General features: G+C 39.9%; 16 protein-coding genes. 7 read left to right on the forward strand and 9 right to left on the reverse strand.

What is annotated here, in order from left to right; translation table 11 throughout:
- Window positions 1-216 precede the first annotated feature (216 nt).
- Complete coding sequence (locus WA1_RS16235) at window positions 217-1,557, reverse strand: hypothetical protein (protein ID WP_026135006.1); 1,341 nt, start codon at window positions 1,555-1,557, stop codon at window positions 217-219.
- A gap of 981 nt (window positions 1,558-2,538) precedes the next feature.
- On the opposite strand from WA1_RS16235, the gene fmt reads away from it, so the two are divergent.
- Window positions 2,539-3,534, forward strand: a complete 996-nt coding sequence (gene fmt, locus WA1_RS16240) for a methionyl-tRNA formyltransferase (protein ID WP_017746493.1) — start codon at window positions 2,539-2,541, stop codon at window positions 3,532-3,534.
- 31 nt (window positions 3,535-3,565) lie between these two features.
- On the opposite strand, the gene WA1_RS16245 is transcribed toward fmt, so the two are convergent.
- Entirely contained in the window at window positions 3,566-3,931 is a 366-nt protein-coding gene (locus tag WA1_RS16245) for a DUF6464 family protein (RefSeq protein ID WP_017746494.1), read from the reverse strand.
- Between the two features lie 907 nt (window positions 3,932-4,838).
- On the opposite strand from WA1_RS16245, the gene psaC reads away from it, so the two are divergent.
- Both psaC and glmS read left to right on the forward strand, forming a co-directional pair.
- The gene (gene psaC, locus WA1_RS16250; RefSeq protein WP_010997613.1) at window positions 4,839-5,084 is read left to right on the forward strand and encodes a photosystem I iron-sulfur center protein PsaC; all 246 of its coding nucleotides are present in this window, start codon (window positions 4,839-4,841) and stop codon (window positions 5,082-5,084) included.
- 258 nt (window positions 5,085-5,342) lie between these two features.
- Window positions 5,343-7,241, forward strand: a complete 1,899-nt coding sequence (gene glmS / locus WA1_RS16255; protein WP_017746495.1) for a glutamine--fructose-6-phosphate transaminase (isomerizing) — start codon at window positions 5,343-5,345, stop codon at window positions 7,239-7,241.
- A gap of 512 nt (window positions 7,242-7,753) precedes the next feature.
- Here glmS and WA1_RS16260 read toward each other — a convergent pair.
- The 4 genes from WA1_RS16260 to WA1_RS16275 form a co-directional block, all read right to left on the reverse strand.
- A complete protein-coding gene (locus WA1_RS16260) occupies window positions 7,754-8,305 on the reverse strand; it encodes a hypothetical protein (RefSeq protein WP_017746496.1) in 552 nt (183 codons plus the stop codon).
- 2 nt (window positions 8,306-8,307) lie between these two features.
- Entirely contained in the window at window positions 8,308-9,276 is a 969-nt protein-coding gene (locus WA1_RS16265; RefSeq protein ID WP_017746497.1) for a ParA family protein, read from the reverse strand.
- Between the two features lie 515 nt (window positions 9,277-9,791).
- Window positions 9,792-12,617, reverse strand: a complete 2,826-nt coding sequence (locus WA1_RS16270; protein WP_017746498.1) for an nSTAND1 domain-containing NTPase — start codon at window positions 12,615-12,617, stop codon at window positions 9,792-9,794.
- 236 nt (window positions 12,618-12,853) lie between these two features.
- Window positions 12,854-14,188 (reverse strand): P-loop domain-containing protein, encoded by a 1,335-nt coding sequence (locus WA1_RS16275; RefSeq protein WP_017746499.1) that lies wholly within the window; start codon window positions 14,186-14,188, stop codon window positions 12,854-12,856.
- 799 nt (window positions 14,189-14,987) lie between these two features.
- Here WA1_RS16275 and WA1_RS16280 point away from each other — a divergent pair.
- The 4 genes from WA1_RS16280 to WA1_RS56975 all read left to right on the forward strand — a co-directional run bounded on the left by WA1_RS16280 (window position 14,988) and on the right by WA1_RS56975 (window position 16,814).
- A complete protein-coding gene (locus WA1_RS16280; RefSeq protein ID WP_017746500.1) occupies window positions 14,988-15,725 on the forward strand; it encodes a TIGR04255 family protein in 738 nt (245 codons plus the stop codon).
- On the forward strand, window positions 15,725-16,018 hold the full coding sequence (locus tag WA1_RS16285; RefSeq protein ID WP_017746501.1) for a hypothetical protein: 294 nt from the start codon (window positions 15,725-15,727) through the stop codon (window positions 16,016-16,018). The genes WA1_RS16280 and WA1_RS16285 overlap by 1 nt, the downstream gene beginning before the upstream one ends.
- The gene (locus WA1_RS16290) at window positions 16,015-16,554 is read left to right on the forward strand and encodes a hypothetical protein (RefSeq protein WP_017746502.1); all 540 of its coding nucleotides are present in this window, start codon (window positions 16,015-16,017) and stop codon (window positions 16,552-16,554) included. Before WA1_RS16285 ends, WA1_RS16290 begins: the two co-directional genes overlap by 4 nt.
- Window positions 16,555-16,637: 83 nt before the next feature.
- A complete protein-coding gene (locus WA1_RS56975; protein WP_017746503.1) occupies window positions 16,638-16,814 on the forward strand; it encodes a hypothetical protein in 177 nt (58 codons plus the stop codon).
- Window positions 16,815-16,838: 24 nt separating this feature from the next.
- Here the strand turns inward: WA1_RS56975 and WA1_RS16295 are convergent, their stop codons facing one another.
- The 3 genes from WA1_RS16295 to WA1_RS16305 all read right to left on the reverse strand — a co-directional run bounded on the left by WA1_RS16295 (window position 16,839) and on the right by WA1_RS16305 (window position 19,238).
- Window positions 16,839-17,177, reverse strand: coding sequence for a type II toxin-antitoxin system PemK/MazF family toxin (locus WA1_RS16295; RefSeq protein ID WP_017746504.1), 339 nt, complete (start codon window positions 17,175-17,177; stop codon window positions 16,839-16,841).
- Complete coding sequence (locus WA1_RS16300; protein WP_017746505.1) at window positions 17,164-17,388, reverse strand: ribbon-helix-helix domain-containing protein; 225 nt, start codon at window positions 17,386-17,388, stop codon at window positions 17,164-17,166. Before WA1_RS16300 ends, WA1_RS16295 begins: the two co-directional genes overlap by 14 nt.
- A gap of 299 nt (window positions 17,389-17,687) precedes the next feature.
- On the reverse strand, window positions 17,688-19,238 hold the full coding sequence (locus tag WA1_RS16305; RefSeq protein WP_017746506.1) for an ATP-binding protein: 1,551 nt from the start codon (window positions 19,236-19,238) through the stop codon (window positions 17,688-17,690).
- Window positions 19,239-19,289 lie beyond the last annotated feature (51 nt).

Consider the following 19,289-nt stretch of genomic DNA (forward strand, 5'->3'; position numbering starts at 1 on the left):
AGCCGCAAGCTCCATGTATGTGAGCAGTACCTTACCTAATATTTTGTTCTCCTGAGGGGGCAATATTAATTAACAATTGAGAAACCCGGTACATAGAACTTTCCGGGATTCTCGTTTGGCAATTTATTTAAGTTAACATTGATTTGCTTTCAGATAGTATATTTTGACATCGGATGTGAAGTCAGTATATCTAGAATTCATTAACCTTTTCTTAAACTATCTATAGGCGACTGGAGGATCTCCCCACACCCCTTTCACTTTTTGCCCAAAGGTTACTGGTTCATCTGTATTATTTGCCGCTATGGTTGAACCATCATAGGCAACAGCGACCATTGGCCATGTTTCTTCGCCCAATTCGCCTGCACGGAATAATACCTGTTCTGGTTGAGCTTTACTCCAACCCAACAAGACGGCAATTTCATGCTTGTGTTCGTTTTGGGAGGGTGTAACGCTCTGAGATTGACCGTTGTTCCGATCCCAAATAACAGCGCGATCTGTCACATCAGACGTGTTCATGTAGCCTTCAAACTTACGTGCTAAAAAGCGATCGCCTTTCTCCGACCAGCTTACAGGAACCAAAACTCCAATAGTTCCTTGCGTGTCGCCTTCTGTTGATGTGACACTCACTTTGAGTAAGGGATCGTTTACATCAGAAGTTGAGCTGACCACTCGTAACTTTTTAGTTTGTCTATCTTCTACAAATAGAACGCTACTAACGCGGGTGTTATGCATTTCTGGTTTAACTTCTATTTGTACGCGACTGTAGGCTGCATATCGTCCATCGGGAGAGATGACGGGTACGCTGCGATAGTAACGTACTCCAGAAGCACCCTTAGAACCAATAGATTCTTGGGTGGATTGAATCCATTGCCAAGGAATGGGATGGGGGCTTCCCACGGGATCTTGTTGTACAAGAGCGCCTTCTGGTGGCTGTTCAACAACAGGAACAGATGTGATTGGTTTTAATTTATTTATTGAAGGAGCAACTGTAGCTGCTTCCAAGACTTCAGCCACCAAAAATTGTTTGGATGCGGAGTCATTGTTCTTGGCTGCTAGGACTTGTACTTTAGCAGCTTTCAAGCGTTGCACCAGGTCTAACTCGCTTTCAGACAGGTTTTCGCTCTTGGACTCCTGTAAGATGCTTGATGGAGCCAGTTGAACTGCGGCGAGTAGATCTTCATCAGCTTCAGGAATTTCTCTCGACAGAGAATCATTTTCTATCAACGCCTCAAGTTCGTTATGCGATCGTTGCAGTTGGTTAACTGCAGCTAGAGACGTTGGTGTGGCAAGTGATTTAGAGGCAAAAGTCTCTTGAGATATTTTTGCTACTTCATCTAAATTCTGTTCACCGTTAGCAGCCGTTTCTTTTGACACAGAGTCAGATGACGCTGAATCAGAGTCTGGTGTTACGGGGGTAAGCTTAGCTGCTTGTGTTTGTTTTGCCAAGGTAGAGTAAGCCGACGTCGCCATTAAGGGCGCTATCAGCATCACAAAAATGACATACTTTTGGAATGGTTGCACGCTTAACCATCCTGACAACATAGGGTGTTTCAGCATTTGTTGACTCTCTAAAGGGCGGTTGCTGTGTGAGGAGGAATGCCTGATACAGCAATCGGGCAGACTATCAATAATAGGTATAACAAGGAACTCCCAATTTAACGAGATTTTTTACTCAAACTTCGCATACTTTTACAAAATTGAGTATCTTTTTCTACGCTTTGCTGTTACTGATGTTTGGGAGAAATTGCGAACAAGTATTTATACAGACCAAATAGAGGATAGCCTTTTACACGTGCTGGTAATAACACTTTGCACTGCCGGGATGAGGCATAGCTCAATGATTATCTGTGTATTAGCAAGATGCTAACACTTACAGCAAGTGCGTAGTACGTACTTAGTCTGACTGTCACGAGTGGGAATCAGTTGTTTATATTTTGATACCACACTATAGATACCAGTCTCGGTACAAGTATGGCATTAGTTTAAAATTTTGCCAATCGAAACTTGTCTCCAAGCCAATTTTGTGATCGCTTCTGATATCCAGCCGAAGGGAAGACACGATAATCAAACTGCCAAAACTGCATGACTCAGTTACAACAGTTGTGGAGAAGCACCTCTGGTTTGAAAGGTCGTTTCCAGACTCAGAATGTTTGGAGACTATAGAATTTGGTATTAGACATCTCTAGAAATTAATTAGACGCGCCATGGCTCGTCTCTACATTTTTTTCGGAAATGTCTATTTAATTGCGTTGCACAAATAATAGCGCTTTGCATCATCGCTTTAGCGCTTTCTACGCTTTCACGCCATCTCTTGACTCGCTAATCTCTACTTTGAGACAAAGAGAGAAGGTTGATGACCATTGCGGACGATCGCTAACAAGTTAAACTTGGCTAAAGCAGATGCTAATGGTGCTAACTTGTGTTCTAGCGAAATCATTATAACCCTACAAAGCCACCTTTTTTTTTCAAAAACCAACCAATTTGTCAAATAATAGTGACCAGTGACCAGTGACCAGTGACCAGTGACCAGTGACCCTTATGAAAATAGTTTTCTTTGGAACTCCTGATTTTGCCGTACCTACTCTAGAAAAACTGCTGAACCATCCGGACTTTGAAGTCATAGCAGTTGTGACACAGCCCGATAAACGGCGCGGACGCGGGAACAAATTGACACCCTCACCAGTCAAAGCAGTTGCGACTTTCGCAAGTTTGCCCGTTTGGCAACCCCAAAGGGTGAAAAAAAATGCTGAAACTTTGACCAAACTTCGAGGAGCAGATGCTGATGCATTTGTTGTTGTCGCTTACGGGCAAATTCTATCGCAAAAGATTTTAGATATACCCAAGTTGGGGTGCATCAATGTACATGGCTCAATTTTACCAAAGTACCGAGGAGCAGCCCCCATTCAATGGTGTTTGTATAACGGCGAAACTGAAACTGGTATCACAACTATGTTGATGGATGAGGGGATGGATACTGGTGCAATGTTACTAACAGCCACAACACCCATAGGATTATTGGATAATGCCCAAGATTTGGCAAAAAACCTTGCGATCGCAGGTGCAGATTTATTGGTGGAGACTTTGTTGAAGCTTAAACGCCAGGAAGGGGAACCAATCCCTCAAGATAATTCTGAAGCGACTTATGCACCAATGATTACAAAAGATGATTATCGGTTGGATTGGTCAAAAAGTGCAATACAGTTACACAATCAAATTAGAGGCTTTTACCCTGACTGTGTGACAACTTTTCGCAATCAACCTTTAAAAATTACTGCTACTGCGCCCCTTGGCTCTACTTACGGATATGAGTTACCACTAGAAATGGAAGCAATACAAAAGAAATTGCCGGATTTATCAGCAGTGTCGGGTAACCCAGGGGAAGTTGTCGGCATTGCCAAGGGGATCGGAGCGATCGTAAAAACTGGAGATGGTTTGTTACTCCTGCGAGAAGTTCAACCTGCTGGCAAACGTCCTCAGTCAGGGTGGGATTTTATTAATGGTACGCGTTTAGTCGTGGGAGAAGTTTTTGTGTGAATTATGAATTATTAATGATGAATGGAAGGTTTTAGCATTCAGCATTTATTCTTTCGTAGTGGCGGCAAGTTTCACAGGGTCCGTCTGGTTTAACTGCACAGCGCATCATTTCTGAATGAGCATTATAGCGGCAAGTTGCATCACCAATAACCCAGCGTCCTCCCACAAAACTTTTCTCATTTGGGCGTGTTGCAGATTGCACGTAAAGAGCAATTTTTTGCAACCGATAGCGCCCCGCCTTTAATTGGTAGCGGTGGCGACGCTCTAACACAGCATAGGTTTTTCCTTCAAGGTCAAGATAATTTCCAGGTTGTGGTGTCCAATCAAGTTGGACATTTCCAATAGTCTGACGTGGATGTGTCAGAATGACCTCGGTTGGTAGAGAATCTGGTTCCATGGGCATTTGTAATGGTATTTACATTAATAGGATGGTAACGTAGGAGATTGTGTTAGCTCGTTGAGTTTATGTTATAGTTAACGATTTCCTAATAAATTGTAAAAATTCACTTCGTACAAGTATACATTTACACTAGTCTGTTTTTTCATGTTTCGTTCCTAAATCGGTGTCATCTATGTCCAAAAAGAGACGCCTCCTGGCAAAAGAGCGAGATTGGCAAGGTTTAAGGTACAAACAAGATAATGAGTAACCTCTTTATATTAGTTTACACTCTGTAAAATCTCTTGATATCTTGTGCTCTTCTCAATAACACCCAAAACATTGGTTTGAGCTAAAGTGTGCAAAAATAGCGCACGCTATATTATTCGTGAAAAGTTAGATCCCCGATTTCTTCAAGAAGTCGGGGATCGGGACACACAAAACAAGGCTGATGAGATCGTTCAGTTTCTTGGAAGAAAAAAGCAATAACGCAATACAGTGGGGAAATTTGTTAAATATTTTTACATTTAATTACATTATTTTAAAAAATAGAATTATTTAGAAGGCATAGAGTTTTTATTTCTACGAGAAGTTGATACTTAAGAAGTGGCATATGTCACTCACCTTTTTTTCTTGTTCTGATTGACTTTTTATTCATACATCTTTATAATTTCATTTTTTGGATAAAAAGGAGTGAAGCATAGAGAATTTCTAAAAAGCTAGAATTGAGTCTATGCAAGCTATTCAACAGCTTTAAACATCTTATTTAAATTTAAAGTGACTGCTGGTGCTCGGCTATCGAAAAGTGCTTATTACATTGTTTAAAGTTATGTAGCCTTTTAATTACGAAGGTCAAGGCACTGCAGTAAACTAACCATGATTATGGATTCTTTTGCACTAAAAAAAATAGCAAAGGAGCTTTTTTTCGATGTCTCATACCGTAAAAATCTACGATACCTGCATTGGTTGCACACAATGTGTCCGTGCTTGTCCCACAGACGTACTAGAAATGGTGCCTTGGGATGGCTGTAAAGCGGCGCAAGTTGCCTCATCACCCCGTACAGAGGACTGTGTGGGTTGCAAGCGGTGTGAAACTGCTTGTCCCACCGACTTTTTAAGCATCCGGGTTTACTTGGGTGCTGAAACCACTCGCAGTATGGGTCTGGCTTACTAATTTATCTGGAAACTGGTAAAAAAGTCTCTAGATAGCAATCAACTTTAGGATTGTTGGGCATGGGGCATAGAGTATTGGGCATTGATTCAATACCCTATGCCTTATGCCCAATATTATTCTTTGACCCATGTTTTTTTGCCGAAACGCTACCATCGAAAATTGCCACAAGGGTACTGCGGCCTTCCCGAAGGGATTAGGCACGGTAGTTCAATGTGTTAACAACTATACTGGTTTAAATAGTAGTTATATATTTAAGCAATGTGCGGCATCGTTGGTTATATTGGCACTCAAGCGGCAACAGAAATTTTGCTATCTGGGCTAGAAAAACTGGAGTATCGGGGCTACGATTCTGCGGGGATCGCCACGATATGGGAAGGTGATGTTAATTGTGTTCGGGCAAAGGGTAAGCTTTACAATTTACGTTCTAAGCTAGAACAAGTCGAAACTCCTGCTCAGATTGGTATTGGTCATACTCGTTGGGCAACTCACGGTAAGCCAGAGGAATATAATGCTCATCCCCACATGGATACGGCATTGCGTGTGGCGGTGGTGCAAAATGGTATTGTGGAAAATTACCGTGAATTGCGCGAACATTTGAAAACACAGGGACACCAGTTTCGCTCGGAGACGGATACTGAGGTTATTCCTCACCTCATCGCCCAATTTTTGAAAGAAGCCTCTCCCTCTCTCCCCTTCTCCCCCTCTCCTTTCCTGGAAGCAGTTCGCCAAACAGTCAATAAATTAGAGGGGGCTTTTGCGATCGCAGTTATTTCCGCCGATTATCCAGACGAACTGATTGTTGTTCGACAGCAAGCGCCTTTAGTGATTGGTTTTGGGCAAGGGGAATTTTTCTGTGCGTCTGATACGCCAGCGATCATAAACCATACTCGTGCGGTATTACCGCTAGAAAACGGAGAAATAGCACGTCTCACGCCTTTGGGAGTAGAGATTTACAATTTTGCTGGAGAAAGGTTAAAGAAACAGCCCCGCCTGCTGAACTTGAATCCCACAATGGTGGAAAAGCAGGGATTCAAGCACTTCATGCTTAAGGAAATCTACGAACAACCGGGAGTTGTGAGGGCTTGTTTGGAAGCTTACTTTAACGCTGATTGGAATGCAGGTGATTCTACGAAATCTCCAGTTAACCTTGGTTTATCTACACAAATTTACACCGATTTAGAACAAATCCAAATTGTTGCTTGTGGAACTAGTTGGCATGCAGCATTGGTAGGGAAACACTTGCTAGAACAAGTAGCTGGTATTCCCACTCAGGTGTGTTACGCATCGGAATATCGTTACGCTCCATCACCACTGACAGCGAATACTTTAACTATCGGCGTTACCCAATCTGGAGAAACGGCTGATACCCTAGCAGCTTTGGCAATGGAACAAGAACGCCGCCAAGGTAAAGAAGCGAAGTATCAAGCCCGGTTGTTGGGGATCACCAATCGTCCGGAAAGTACTTTGGGTCATATGGTACCTCAAATTATCAACACTCTTGCAGGAATTGAGATTGGGGTAGCGGCGACGAAAACTTTTATTGCTCAATTGATGGCGTTTTATGCTTTGGCATTAGATTTGGCATATCTCCGTCAGGCTATTTCGCCTACAGAATTACAGGAAATTATTGATGGGTTGCGGCAAATCCCCGGAGAAATTGAAGCAAATTTGGAAAAACAAGAGCATTCTATTGGGCAATTGGCTCATGATTTTGCAGAAACTAAAGATTTTATCTTTTTGGGGAGAGGGATTAATTTCCCTATTGCTTTGGAAGGGGCGCTGAAGTTAAAAGAAATCAGTTACATTCATGCAGAAGGATATCCAGCTGGAGAAATGAAGCACGGACCGATCGCTTTGTTGGAGGCAAAAGTGCCAGTTGTTGCGATCGCAATGCCTGGTAGTGTTTATGAAAAAGTGATTTCTAACTCTCAAGAAGCGAAAGCCCGTGATTCTCGTTTAATTGGCGTGACACCAGTGAATGATGGAGAAGCAGGAGAAATTTTTAATGATATTCTCCCTGTTTCTCATGTTAATGAATTGCTGTCTCCCATTCTCACAGTCATTCCTTTACAATTGCTGGCTTATCATATTGCAGCACTTCGCGGTTTGGATGTGGATCAGCCGAGGAATTTAGCGAAGTCTGTGACTGTGGAGTAAGACGCAGGTAGGGGCGCAAGGCATTTATGGATGAATAATTCGGTTGAACAATAAATAGAAAGGTTGAATAATAACTCCTGAAATAGTACGATTTCATTCATGAAGATGTGCAATCGCTTTCAGGAGTTATTTTTTATCCTCTATCTCTGGGTATGCTGTTGCACTGGTAATAGCACGTTGAATTTAAAAAACTTGTGATATCACCCTGGTTTATCCAAGCTTGGCGAGTAATCAAAACTGTTGACTTTTTTACTATTATACCGCTTTTCAGTTGAACCCAATACAGAGTTCTTGTGGGGCGGACTGAAAAGCCCGCCTAAAACGGGCGTCCTACCCGTTTCACAAGACCATTTTTAATGTATTGCAGCCAACTGAAAACCACTATCATTAGTTTACTAGTAAAAATATTATAATTCGGCTGACGGTGTCAGCCGAATTTGAGGGGCAATTTACACCACAAGTTTTCTTACAATAGCCCCCACTTTTAAAACATAGTCTAAACTGCTGCTGTATTATGTCGGAGATTTATTTTTGTTTTTCCATTCTTTATAAGCTGTTAGCCATTTCAATGACTGTTTAGAACCTAGCTGTTTTTGTACATCCTCTCCTGATTTATAAGGGCGTTTCGATACTATCTTCTGAGAGTATTTTTCCCCTATGCCATGAATCTCGGTAAGAGGAGACGTTGGGTTATTTAAAAAATCCAAAAAATCTGTAAAATCTTCCGAATCAATTACTATTTCATTTAGCTTAGATTGCAAATTAAATTGTTGAATTAACTTGCCAGCCTCATTTTTTTTATCAGCTATAAGGAGTACCCAGATTTGTTCTAAACCAATTTTTTTAGCAGATTCATATATTGGAAACCCTGTTAGCAGAAAGAATTTATCTTCTTCCTCGGACATGCAAACTATAGGAAGTGATAAATTATACTTTAATTGGCTTAAGCTTTTACTAACTTTTGATAAATCTTGTTTATTTGAATAATTATATAAACTAACTTTTGGAACTATTATTTGGCTTAAAAAAATCAGACCTGGTCCACTTTCAAGCTTGTTATACATTCTTAAATTCCCCTTTGGCTTTCATCTTGGTCTATTCTTTCAATAATTTTTTTTGTTAAATTAGATAGCTGATCCACAGCTTCTATTTCACTATTTATTCTCTTAGATTCAGGCTTTTTTTCTACGAAAACTCGCAAAGGAACCCTTTTTTCAGCAGCATCAGGAAAACTCTTTGTCCTTTTAATTTCTGGTAACAAATCTGTGCCTAGTTGTGCTCTCTTCAGTAATTGTTTAGCAAAATTGTTAATTTTGATTTTACTAGCAGATCCTTTATTTCTACCACGTACAGGTTCTGTCATCATAGGTACAATACCTAAAATTCTTGCTTGCTGTCCCTCCATTTCTTCATGAACTCCTCGCTTAATTTCCCTCACTACTGAACTAACACCATACACTGAGAAATATTCTAACTGGGTAGGTATAATTAAATAACGAGAAGCATATAACCCATTTAGTGTAACCGGAGTAATATTCGGTGAAGTATCTAAAATAATATAATCATACTCGTTGTCAAACTTTCTTAGAGCCTTTTTCAGAAGCATTGCAGTATTTCCCAATCTGCCAACACGTGAAGTTAATCTGTCTACTTCATCTGTAGTTCTATAACTACTAACAATTACATCTATTCTACCATTAGAATCAATTGCATTCAAATATTCATTAAATGGTGATGTTTTCCGTATGTAATCTTTATAATCAAAACTTGAAGAGTAGATATCAGAACTCAAAAAATGTATAATTTCTTTTTTAGACTTAAATCCTTCTAAAATTTTGTTGAAATCATCTAGTGTTTTAGCTTTATCAAGCTCGTCAGCTTGATTAACTCCTAGATATAAACTGCTATTACCCTGGTCATCTAAATCAATTACAAGAACTTTATTACCCAACCTTGCTATTTCATAGGCAAGATTGACAGATAGAGTAGTTTTACCAACTCCGCCTTTGGAAGTATGAATTGCAATAGTACGCATTTATTTCAGTAGAAATGAAATTAAGACTTTAAATTTATAGTAGGGTTCAGGTCATCAACCAAAACGGCCAAAGCTTTCATCCATAAACCTTTTTAGCGATTTAGGGAGGTTTCTTTAGTCTCAATAAGAAGCGTCAAAAGTTTATTGTTTCGTGCCTTATTGCGATTAAAGTTGTTTTAATACGGCTCCGTCAAATCTGAAAGTAGCTCTCTAACGGTATCTCAACACCTACATCCTTACAATTCATAACGATTACAAACTTGTCTCTAATTCATGATAGACCATTAACTCATGCCGATCAAGAGAACTTGGTACAAACTTTGTTTATTTCTTTAAAGAAGGTTGGATGAACGAGGTAATAAGAGGTGACTTCAAACTACTAAGTGGATTTAAGGCTATGAAGTCAGAGATTTTGGTGAGGAGCTTAAATCCTGTTTTTGCAAAGCAAAAGGGCTTCCCTTATAAACTTTTTTCTTTCCTTCTGCTTTCTGACTTCTACTTTGCAAAAAGGGATTTCAAAAAATTAATACTTTTTGTAAAAAATCCTTACCAAGACGTAATATTTGACCTTCCCAATCAAACACTTCTAGATCAATAAACTTGCTCAATCCTTCAAGTCTAATGCTAACAAGATAAGGTTGTACTGTTCTTGTTGTGACACCATTTATATATTGTTTCTCTCCTATGGGCTTTGCATTAATTTCACGTAGTATCCGAATCGGAACCAATGTTTTATTATCTGTGTTGTTAATGAAAGCTTTTCCAGTGATTGCTGCGTTAGAAGGCATCTCGTAAGATTTGATTTCAACCAAAGTACTATAATTATGCTTTAATGATAATATAAAAAGATTGTTATCTTTTGTCTTATCTCTAATAGGCTTAACAATATAGTCATGAATAAGTTGATAACGATTACTGTCTATCTCACGTATCATAATTAATAACCCTGAACCTGACAGAATCTCTAGTATAAAATCTATTTTTTCCTCAGGTTCATCAGATATAGATATCAAATCATTCCGACTTCTTAGAGGACGGATACCTCTTTCATCTGTTAATGCGTACAATATCCTCCAAGCAACATTTTCATTCTCTCGTCCACAGTCTTGAACTACATCTTCTAAAAATTTTTCTACCAGTTTTTCTTGAGGCATATCTCCAAGTTTTTGATAATCTTCTAACTGAGTAATTTTTTCATTTTCAAGTTGCATTCCCACCACTTGTAATTCAATAGGGAGTACTATTTCCTCTTTTACCGCCAAATCCTTCACCAATTGTTCAATTAGACTCAACTCTAAAGGAAAGGCCGAGCGTCTAGTCAAGCTTTGAACCACTGTTTTAGCATCTTCTCTTGAAAAATGACCCAAGTAATAGAGAATATTTTCATAATTTTTATCAATTCTTAAACTTGTGAGACGGCTTATTTTTAATAAGAAATGGATGTAATCCTCCCGCAAAGATAGGATGACCTTCAAATAGGGAATTTCCAAACACTGGCGCAAAAAATCAGAAAACCATTGTTTGTTTACTGGATTATTGTTATCGAAAAAAAACTCTTCAAATTGGTCAAAAATGAGTATGGTGAATAATTTTTTTTGTTCGTTTTCACGCAACTGTTCTATTATAATTGAAAGGTAGGCAGATAGAAAGTTGTTGTCCAGTGGTTTTGCTAAACACTCACCCAATCTATTAAGCCAATTCTTATAATCCTGTAATAAAATAGGCAACACGATGCGTCCTTCAAAGTAAGTTCTTTCGAGTGCTGGCACTAAGGCAGCTTGCACAATTGAACTTTTACCCACTCCGGATGGACCATAAATTACCGTTAATTTGCAATCGCGTCTCTTCATCCGTTCAATCAGTGCCTCTACGTCTTTCTGTCTTCCAGAAGCAACTACAATATCCTCTACGGGCATATCAGGACTTTCCCCTGCATAGGTTGCTATCGGATTGATAACCCTTTGTGGTGGTTGTAAACAACCTGCACCGATGAAAGCTCGCAACCCGTACTGATTCGCAATCTCCCGTTGTTCTTGCTTTAAATGAAAAGCTTCTAAATATTTACCTCTCTTAAATTGAATATTTCGCAACTCCCCCAGTATTTCAACATAAAGAATTGGATCGTACTGAGGCTGGCTTCTCTTTCTTGCCTTCTCCAAATTCTCGATCGCATCTTCGATTTCCCTCAACTGTTGCTGTGCTTGAGCTAAAATGAAGTAATTTAAACCTAAAACTTGAGATTCATCATCAGATATATTTGGAAAAATTGCAGGATATTCAAAAATTTTGAGAGATTCCAATGCTAGTTGCTTCGCCTCCTCCCAGTCTGAATTTTTTTTGAGAGCAACTGCTGCTAAAAAAGTATAATCTTGAGCAACCAACTTTAACTCGACCTTCTGTTGGTGTATGACTAGTGCTTTTTGAGCAAGGAGTTGCAATTGTTCCCACTCTTCTAATTGTCGCAGCACATCTCCCAACTTATTGATATATTTCATTGACCAGTTAGAAGATTTAATCTGTTCAAATATTTTCAAATATTGTTGACTATAAGTTTTAGTTTTTTCTTGATAATCTTTTCCCTTCAAGTAACAAACTAGGACAAGATGGAATAAAACTATTCCACTTTGTTCATATTGTTGATTGTTCTGCCAAAAATACAAACTTTGCTCATACTGCTTAATGGCATCATCTAAATGAAAATTTTTGTAACAGGCTAAACCATGTAGAAACGCTAATTTAGCTTGAATTTCTGGTTTTAATTCTTGACCGGATTCTAGCAAATCTTGTTGAGCCGCTTTAAGTTCAGCATTATCTAAGCTAAACTCTGGCTGCTCAGCGAAGGCTTGCTGAGCATTTTCATGTAGTAACCTTATCAATTCTCGTTCTGTTATTTTGAATTCAACTATTGGTCTAGCCCAATTTATAAAATCTGGTGCTTTTCGCCTTAGTTGACTCCACATCGTATCCCTTACCCACAAAACCACTGGGAAGGCAAAACGTTGAAATGAGTCTCTGACATTATTGGTAGCATAAAGCAAACTGTCAATATCTTCCACTACCTCAAAGCCCCAAATAATTAATGCATCTAGTTGCTGCCGATCAAATCGTTCAAGAATATTGGTATAAAGAGTCTTGGCAGATGGTTCAAGGGGGAACTCTTGAATAACTAGATTGTATTGCTCCTGTAAGAGTTGCAGGATCTGCAATCGCAAACAAGCATAGTTGCACCGCACTAGAATCAAGGAAAATTGCCCTTTTGAGTTTGCAATTGCTCGTTGCAAGGTTTTGAGAGATTGAGCATTATCGGCTGAAAGTTCTTGTAAGCGGTTTTGGTTACTCATATAAGCACCGACAATTTGATTGTTTAGTTCCTTTGGGGGCAGGTTGATGAAACCGCTTGTAAAAATGGCAATACATTTATTGAATTTTATCCTTGGCTAATGGGCTCGATTGACCAAAGTTTTGCTAGCCTACATTTAGAGTTATAGGTAAATGTAATTCCTAAAGCCACACTAACAATAAAAACTTTATTTAATTTTAAAATCAGTGTCATCTATAAGCTAGCAGGTCAAGCCTGCTAAACATTCTGCTGTTGCCACAACTTATATTTGTCAGTTTCAAACAACAGCGGATTTAACCCAAACCATTTACCTTCCTCATCTTGGTATTCAAAGACAAAGAGGCTTTGCAAAAGAGCTTGATATTCTAGTTCTCCCTTAACTGCTTGTTCTTTTACCACCTGAAATAGTAAATTCCACTCCTCTTGATCAATTGCAGCTACCAAAGAATCCCGCTCCGTCCGAATCACCTTTTCCACAATTTTTTTAGAAATTGGCGGATCGTCTTCCTGAAGACAGCTGTAAAGCATCCCCAACAAATTCCGCACGTGACCGCCACTAACTCTGCATAATCTATCTAAGGTGTCAATACTGTCGAAAACTTCTGTCACTAAACTCAACCGATTTTCTCGTGAAATTTCAGGAAAAGCTCTCGCTAACACCATTTGCTGCAATAACTCCATTCCTTTAGTATGTTCAGAGCCGTCTTTATGTTGCACCGAGACCATTGGTAATACCATTGGGCTGGTACCTTTACCCAAGCGGTTCTTCAAGACTTCTCGCTGATTGGAAAAAATTAACGATAGTGGAAGAGAATAAACCAAATGACAATTTATTTGGCTTAACTGCTCTCCCCGGTCAACAAAAAGATACTCTGGCTGGGGGTTGCTGGATGCAGAAGATGGTTTATTCTGTATCCGATCCAAATTGTCCACAATCACAACCAGCCCTTGATAACCCTTCTTCTTCAGCTGTTCTATGGCAAGAGTAAAAATTTCTTCATTAATAATCTTTAAAAGTTTTGTAGTTTCTGGTTCTAGGCGCTGTCTAAGTCGAGAACGCAGTTGTTGGCTATCTTTCATTGTTGCCGTAATCTTGGCAATACCTTGGGGTAGGGAAGTTTCTATTTCAGTGATTTCGATTGGTGTGTTCAAAAACTCCCACGCTTCCTTGAGAAAACCCTTTAAACCGCGTGTAGGCAAATCAACTTTTTCCTTTGCCACACTTTCACTTACCTGATGCGCGATCGCGAGTAAAATATCAGTAATGTCTACATCTTCTACATCCAAGTCATCCGTAGCTTGAAAGTAAACAACGTGAAATTTTTCCTGCTTCAACTCATTTTGTAGCCGTGATAACTCAGTAGATTTACCACAACCAATATGTCCAGTGAACAACTGACAAGTAGACTTATCGGGGTAAAGGCGGGTAATAGTTCGCTTTAGCTTATTAACAACCTTGTCACCTCGAACAGAAGCAAAATCAATATAATACCCTCGGTCTTCAGGGATCTCCATGTTTAAGGTTTTGGTCGGACGACACGCTTCAATAAATTTACGTAAATCTAGGCTCATGATAGAGTTTGGTTGGAAGTCAGCAAAAATATCTCCTTTGATACTACATATCAAAATCTTGTCAAGCAATCTTCACAGGCACGCTTGCCGAGAGATAGATGGCTACTCCAATATTCAAAGAGTAGATTGTATAGCGACAAAGACGAACTATAAAATAAAAGTTAAGAAATGATACACTGTTCAGGGCTTATCGTTTTAGAGGCGATCGCCACCAATAGCTTTTTATATAAGTAGGTTTTTATATAAGCAGTATATTGGCAGTCAGTATTTTTGGAGGAGATTTTTAATTTTAAGTATCGTGAAAAGCCTTACTAATAAAGGATTTGCAGAAATTGTTCAACCGCTTGATTTCTAAAAAGTAAAGCTATGTTACTGTGCGTTCGCTTATTTTGAGATCCGAAGGGGAATTAAAGCCTTAATGTAAAAGGAAAACGGGGCTTTTTACGTGAACCGTTATTTTTAAGTAAAATTTGTGACTATCACAGAAGGCTTCCAGAGGCGATTCTTTAAGGCGCAGGCATATGATAAATCATAAAATGACCAAAAGCTCAGTGCTTTTAAAAATGCCTTCATCCATTGTATTGCCACCGATTACAAGCCCTGTAAGGCTTAATTAAATCTTGCGGTTAAAAATGAGCGAACGTACAGTAACCAGGAGCTACAGCAGCTAATTAACGAAGCAAAGCAGTATCCGGTTGACAGTAAAAACCCACATGACCGAGCAAAACGACGGATAGCTTTAAAAAGGTATAGTCGCCTGCATTGCCCTAATTGACTCACGCAGTTTAAAATAGACAATATGCAAGCAAAACAACACTACTCACCCGCGCCAATCACCGAAGCACTGATTGACATACAAGTTCAACTCCCACAAGAAGTAAAGCTTGATGTTTTGGCGCAAGTGTACTCAAGCATTCAAGCTGAGTACCCAAAACGTGAGGAGATGTTAATTTTTCAGGGGCAAGCGATCGCAGGTGCCAGTGTTGGAGCTACGGCAAGCCAATCTGAGATTGGCTACAGGTTCTTCAGCAATGACCAAAAACAGATTCTTCAAGTGCGTTTGGATGGCTTCACCTTCAGTCGTCTTGCTCCCTACGACTGTTGGCAAACGTTCCGAGATGAAGCAAAGCGGCTGTGGAGTATATATCAGTCCTTGACACATCCACAAGCCATTGCTCGGTTAGCACTCAGGTATATTAACAGGCTAGATATTCCTCTACCTGTAGGAGATATAAAAGAATACTTAAAGACATTTCCTGAAGTTTCCCCAGACTTAACGCAAGGATTAAGTGGCTACTTTATGCAGCTACAGATTCCTCAAGAGGATTTAGCAGCAATGCTTATTCTCAATCAAGCATTAGTTCCTCCACCAACACCCAATTTTGTTTCTATACTGTTGGATTTAGACTTGTTTCTAGAGCAGGACATCCCCAATGATGAATTGGGAATTTGGCAAATTATAGAACAAATGCACCAACAAAAGAACAAAGCTTTTGAGGCTTGCATTACAGAAAAGACAAGGGAGTTGATTAACTGATGACTACAATTACCCCCCTACTCAATCATGGAGTTTCAGCCCAACCAAAATTACTAGTGTTAGAACCAAAAGTTACTTCGCAATTGCAAAGTCCGGAAGGACGACAGATTGCGGAGTTAGCTGATGAAATTTTGGAGAATTTGACAGCTATCAAAGAATATCTGAAAACTCTTGAAAATACTGGGGAAATAGATTACAATTCAGTGCCACCAAAGCGCTCAGAACGTGTACGTATGCGTGCTCAGTTTACAGGGCGTAGAAAACCTCTGCCGTATCCTCAAGACGAAGAATGACGATAGACCCTTTCTGGGTGCAGGTTAATGAACCGACTCTCAGGCAAGGTGACTACCTGCCTGGGTGTTTCGTACCAGTACCATTATTTGACCCAACAACTTTTGGAAAAAAAGACAATGAAACTCAAGAAATAGAGGTAGAAGTAAACGAACTAGATTTAATTGTTTTAACTCAAAGTTGTGACCTAGATAACAAAAAGGTCAGTCAAGTAGTTGTGTGTACAATTAATCGCATTTCAGAATTTGAGGAGGTTAATCCAGCATTTGCGAAAAAGGGCAAATGGAATGAGGTTTTAACGGGTAGAATAGAAGGTTTACACTTACTTGCATCGCCAACCAACCCTGACAATAATAGAGAGGCACTAGTTGTAAATTTTAGAGAAATATACAGTTTACCTTATGCATATATTTTGAAGCATGCTACTGAGTTAGGTTGTCGGTGGCGATTAAAGTCTCCTTACTTAGAGCACTTTTCTCAATCATTTGCAAGATTATTTATGCGAGTCGGCTTACCATCTTCTATTCCACGTTTTTAGAGAGAGGAAAAGTTTGAAAACTAGACAGAGTAAACTTTGTAGCACCCTGAATAATATTGATGTCTTAACAGGTGAACTTAGCGGTGATTACAGTTTGGCTGCAAAGGGCTGTTGACGGTAAGTTTCAGTTTATAGCGGGCGGTATTCTCCCATTTTTTCGGCTTTCTGCTGGAGAATTGCACAAGCCGAACTCCGAGCATAACGAGCCGAACTCCGAGTATATTAAAACTGTATCTTTAGAAGAAATAGCAGCCCCTTAGTGTGGAATCTGGGTTATCAACAATTTAATCCAGCTCTAAATGTAGTTTAAGAGCGGCATTTACTAATTGCATCAACTCTTGGCTCAAAGTTCCCACTACCTCTTGTACAATGCGCTCTTTAGAAATTGTGCGTACTTGCTGTGCTTGGACTTTAGAAGGCTTGGGTAAACCTGTGTCTTCCGGATTTAGTAAAATCTCAAATGGGTAAACACGACTAACATTAGATGTTAGTGGCAAAATTGTTACTGTAGTAGCAGCACGATTATTAGCATCATTACTAACTATCAGCACTGGACGGCGTTTATCTATTTCCGAACCAACTGCCGGACTAAGATTAGCGTAGTAAATATCACCACGTTTCATTTGTCAATCCATCCGCAACTGTGACATCCCAATCAGCATCAACTTCACTAGATGCTAATCGGTAAGCCTCCTCTAGTTCCTGATATCGCAACAATTCCAACGCTGCTTCAATCACTTGAGAGCGAGATTTACACCCTTTGGCTACCTTGTAACTCTCAATAAATTGCACCAGAGAGGCTGGTAAGGAAATTGATAATTTTTCACTTTGCATGGTATTACCAAATTGTCATCACACTTCTCCTACTTTAGAATAACCTGTTGAGTAGGAAATTATTTAGAATTGATGACTAGTCATTTTTATACTATTTAATGCCCTTCAAGGTGACTCGTTAGCAGCTCGTTTGTACTGGGTGGGTGGAGGATTTGCCATGAAGTTTAAAAGCTATCCTACTGCTACCCGGACTATATCGTTTGTCTAAAAAAGTCGATCTGCCAAAAGTGGATGCTCCCTGCATTGCCCCGTACCTTACGATTGTAAATCAAACAACGGGCTGATAATTTTATCAAATTTTATGCCCGAACAATAGTCACAAAACGTCCGTTTTTGGTAGTTGTCACTTGAGTATTCAATCGCTCTTCAATAGGTAACGCCTTCGTGCGTCGGTCAAAAATCACTAACCAACCAAAATTTACCCCCAACCTTGCCAAATAAGAATCTAACTGTTCAATACCTGATTCCATTGGGTCTGCTTTTTTATCGCGCCAAGCTTTCAACTCAATCCCTAACGTAATTTTTCCATATCTCAAACACAAATCCATGCGATCTCGTCCAATAGCATATTCCCGTTCCAGGGTTCCTCCCCCATTCACAACGCGATGTAAAAATGCCATCAACACCAAGTGGGGTGCAATCTCATGGTAAGCTGCACTACCCAGTAATGGTTCGCCATGCTGTCTCCAGAATGCTAAAAATGCCTGTAATAAAGCATCGGAGTCTAATTCCCCGTCAGTCGTCAACCAAGTTGGTGCAATTTGAGGCAATGAAGCCATTGGTGTTACTGTTAATACTCTTGGTAAAACCTCACGGTAAATCGGGTTTGCGATCGCCAATCCTCCCAGGGGGTCGATTTTACACAAACCCAAGTCGATAACAAACTGGATATCATCATTAGGTATATTCCCCAGTTCCAAACCTGCTAAAATTGGCTCAATTATGGCTTTGACTCTCGGTTCTCGCAATCGTTCAGCAAGGGAATCAAGATGGGTATCTTGTCTTTTTATAAGCACTTCTTTTGCTTCATGAATATAATCTGGTGTAATAGCTACATCCGTATCCGTTACCATTTCTTCGACAATTTCTTTAGCTAAAGCATTAACCAACCAAGGTTGTCCCTGAGTCAAATCAAATGCTGTTTGAATTGCCGATGAAGTAAAAACTTGTCCCGTCTCGTCGGTATGTTGCTGATAGAGTTGCTCGACTTCAGTGGCATTAAAATTTCTTAAAGTTAGGGAGCGGACTTTAATATTAAAGGGACTTGCTGTATTGAGTCTGTCACTTCCTCCAGAAGCCACTTTGTAATCCCGTACATCTCGTAAACCAATTAACCCTACACATAATGGAAAGTTTTTGGGGCGATCGGGATAACCATCTCGTAACTGACGCAAAACAGAAATCAGCGCTTCATCCTGTAAAGAGTCAATTTCATCGATAAACAGCACCAAAGGTCGTGAAGAAGCTTGCGCCCATGCCTTGAGATTAGCTTTAATCCTCTCTCCATCTGGCGCTTCCAGCCATGCAGGGGGTTGCTGGTCTTGGGGTAAGCGGATTTCTATTGTATCACGCCAAGCACCGAGGATTGCCAATTCTGCTTTTCCTGGGTCATGGGTAAACGGTGCGCCCACTTCAGCTGATACCATGACTGCAGTGTAGCGTCCACTTTCTGTCAGTTGTTTTGCCAGCGCCAACATTGCAGTAGTTTTACCAGTTTGACGCGGTGCATGAATAACAAAATAGCTACGTTGTTCAATCAGCCGCTCCAAGTTTGGCAACCGAATCGTGGGCGGTAGCATATAGTGAATGTCTGCTTGACAAGGACCTGCGGTATTGAACCAACAAGGCATAGGAATTTGGAGTGCTTTTGGAGGAATGCCCTCAGTGTAGCGCGTGCTTAC

The organism is Scytonema hofmannii PCC 7110, from assembly GCF_000346485.2.
Taxonomy (GTDB): domain Bacteria; phylum Cyanobacteriota; class Cyanobacteriia; order Cyanobacteriales; family Nostocaceae; genus Scytonema; species Scytonema hofmannii.

Coding starts and splice junctions, on each gene's coding strand:
- WA1_RS16295 (WP_017746504.1), bottom strand. CDS start 17,177: ATGAAACGTGGTGATATTTACTACGCTAATCTTAGTCCGGCAGTTGGT.
- glmS (WP_017746495.1), top strand. CDS start 5,343: ATGTGCGGCATCGTTGGTTATATTGGCACTCAAGCGGCAACAGAAATT.
- psaC (WP_010997613.1), top strand. CDS start 4,839: ATGTCTCATACCGTAAAAATCTACGATACCTGCATTGGTTGCACACAA.
- WA1_RS16290 (WP_017746502.1), top strand. CDS start 16,015: ATGACGATAGACCCTTTCTGGGTGCAGGTTAATGAACCGACTCTCAGG.
- WA1_RS16285 (WP_017746501.1), top strand. CDS start 15,725: ATGACTACAATTACCCCCCTACTCAATCATGGAGTTTCAGCCCAACCA.
- WA1_RS16245 (WP_017746494.1), bottom strand. CDS start 3,931: ATGGAACCAGATTCTCTACCAACCGAGGTCATTCTGACACATCCACGT.
- WA1_RS16270 (WP_017746498.1), bottom strand. CDS start 12,617: ATGAGTAACCAAAACCGCTTACAAGAACTTTCAGCCGATAATGCTCAA.
- WA1_RS16235 (WP_026135006.1), bottom strand. CDS start 1,557: ATGCTGAAACACCCTATGTTGTCAGGATGGTTAAGCGTGCAACCATTC.
- WA1_RS16260 (WP_017746496.1), bottom strand. CDS start 8,305: ATGTATAACAAGCTTGAAAGTGGACCAGGTCTGATTTTTTTAAGCCAA.
- WA1_RS16280 (WP_017746500.1), top strand. CDS start 14,988: ATGCAAGCAAAACAACACTACTCACCCGCGCCAATCACCGAAGCACTG.
- WA1_RS16305 (WP_017746506.1), bottom strand. CDS start 19,238: ATGCCTTGTTGGTTCAATACCGCAGGTCCTTGTCAAGCAGACATTCAC.
- fmt (WP_017746493.1), top strand. CDS start 2,539: ATGAAAATAGTTTTCTTTGGAACTCCTGATTTTGCCGTACCTACTCTA.
- WA1_RS16300 (WP_017746505.1), bottom strand. CDS start 17,388: ATGCAAAGTGAAAAATTATCAATTTCCTTACCAGCCTCTCTGGTGCAA.
- WA1_RS16275 (WP_017746499.1), bottom strand. CDS start 14,188: ATGAGCCTAGATTTACGTAAATTTATTGAAGCGTGTCGTCCGACCAAA.
- WA1_RS16265 (WP_017746497.1), bottom strand. CDS start 9,276: ATGCGTACTATTGCAATTCATACTTCCAAAGGCGGAGTTGGTAAAACT.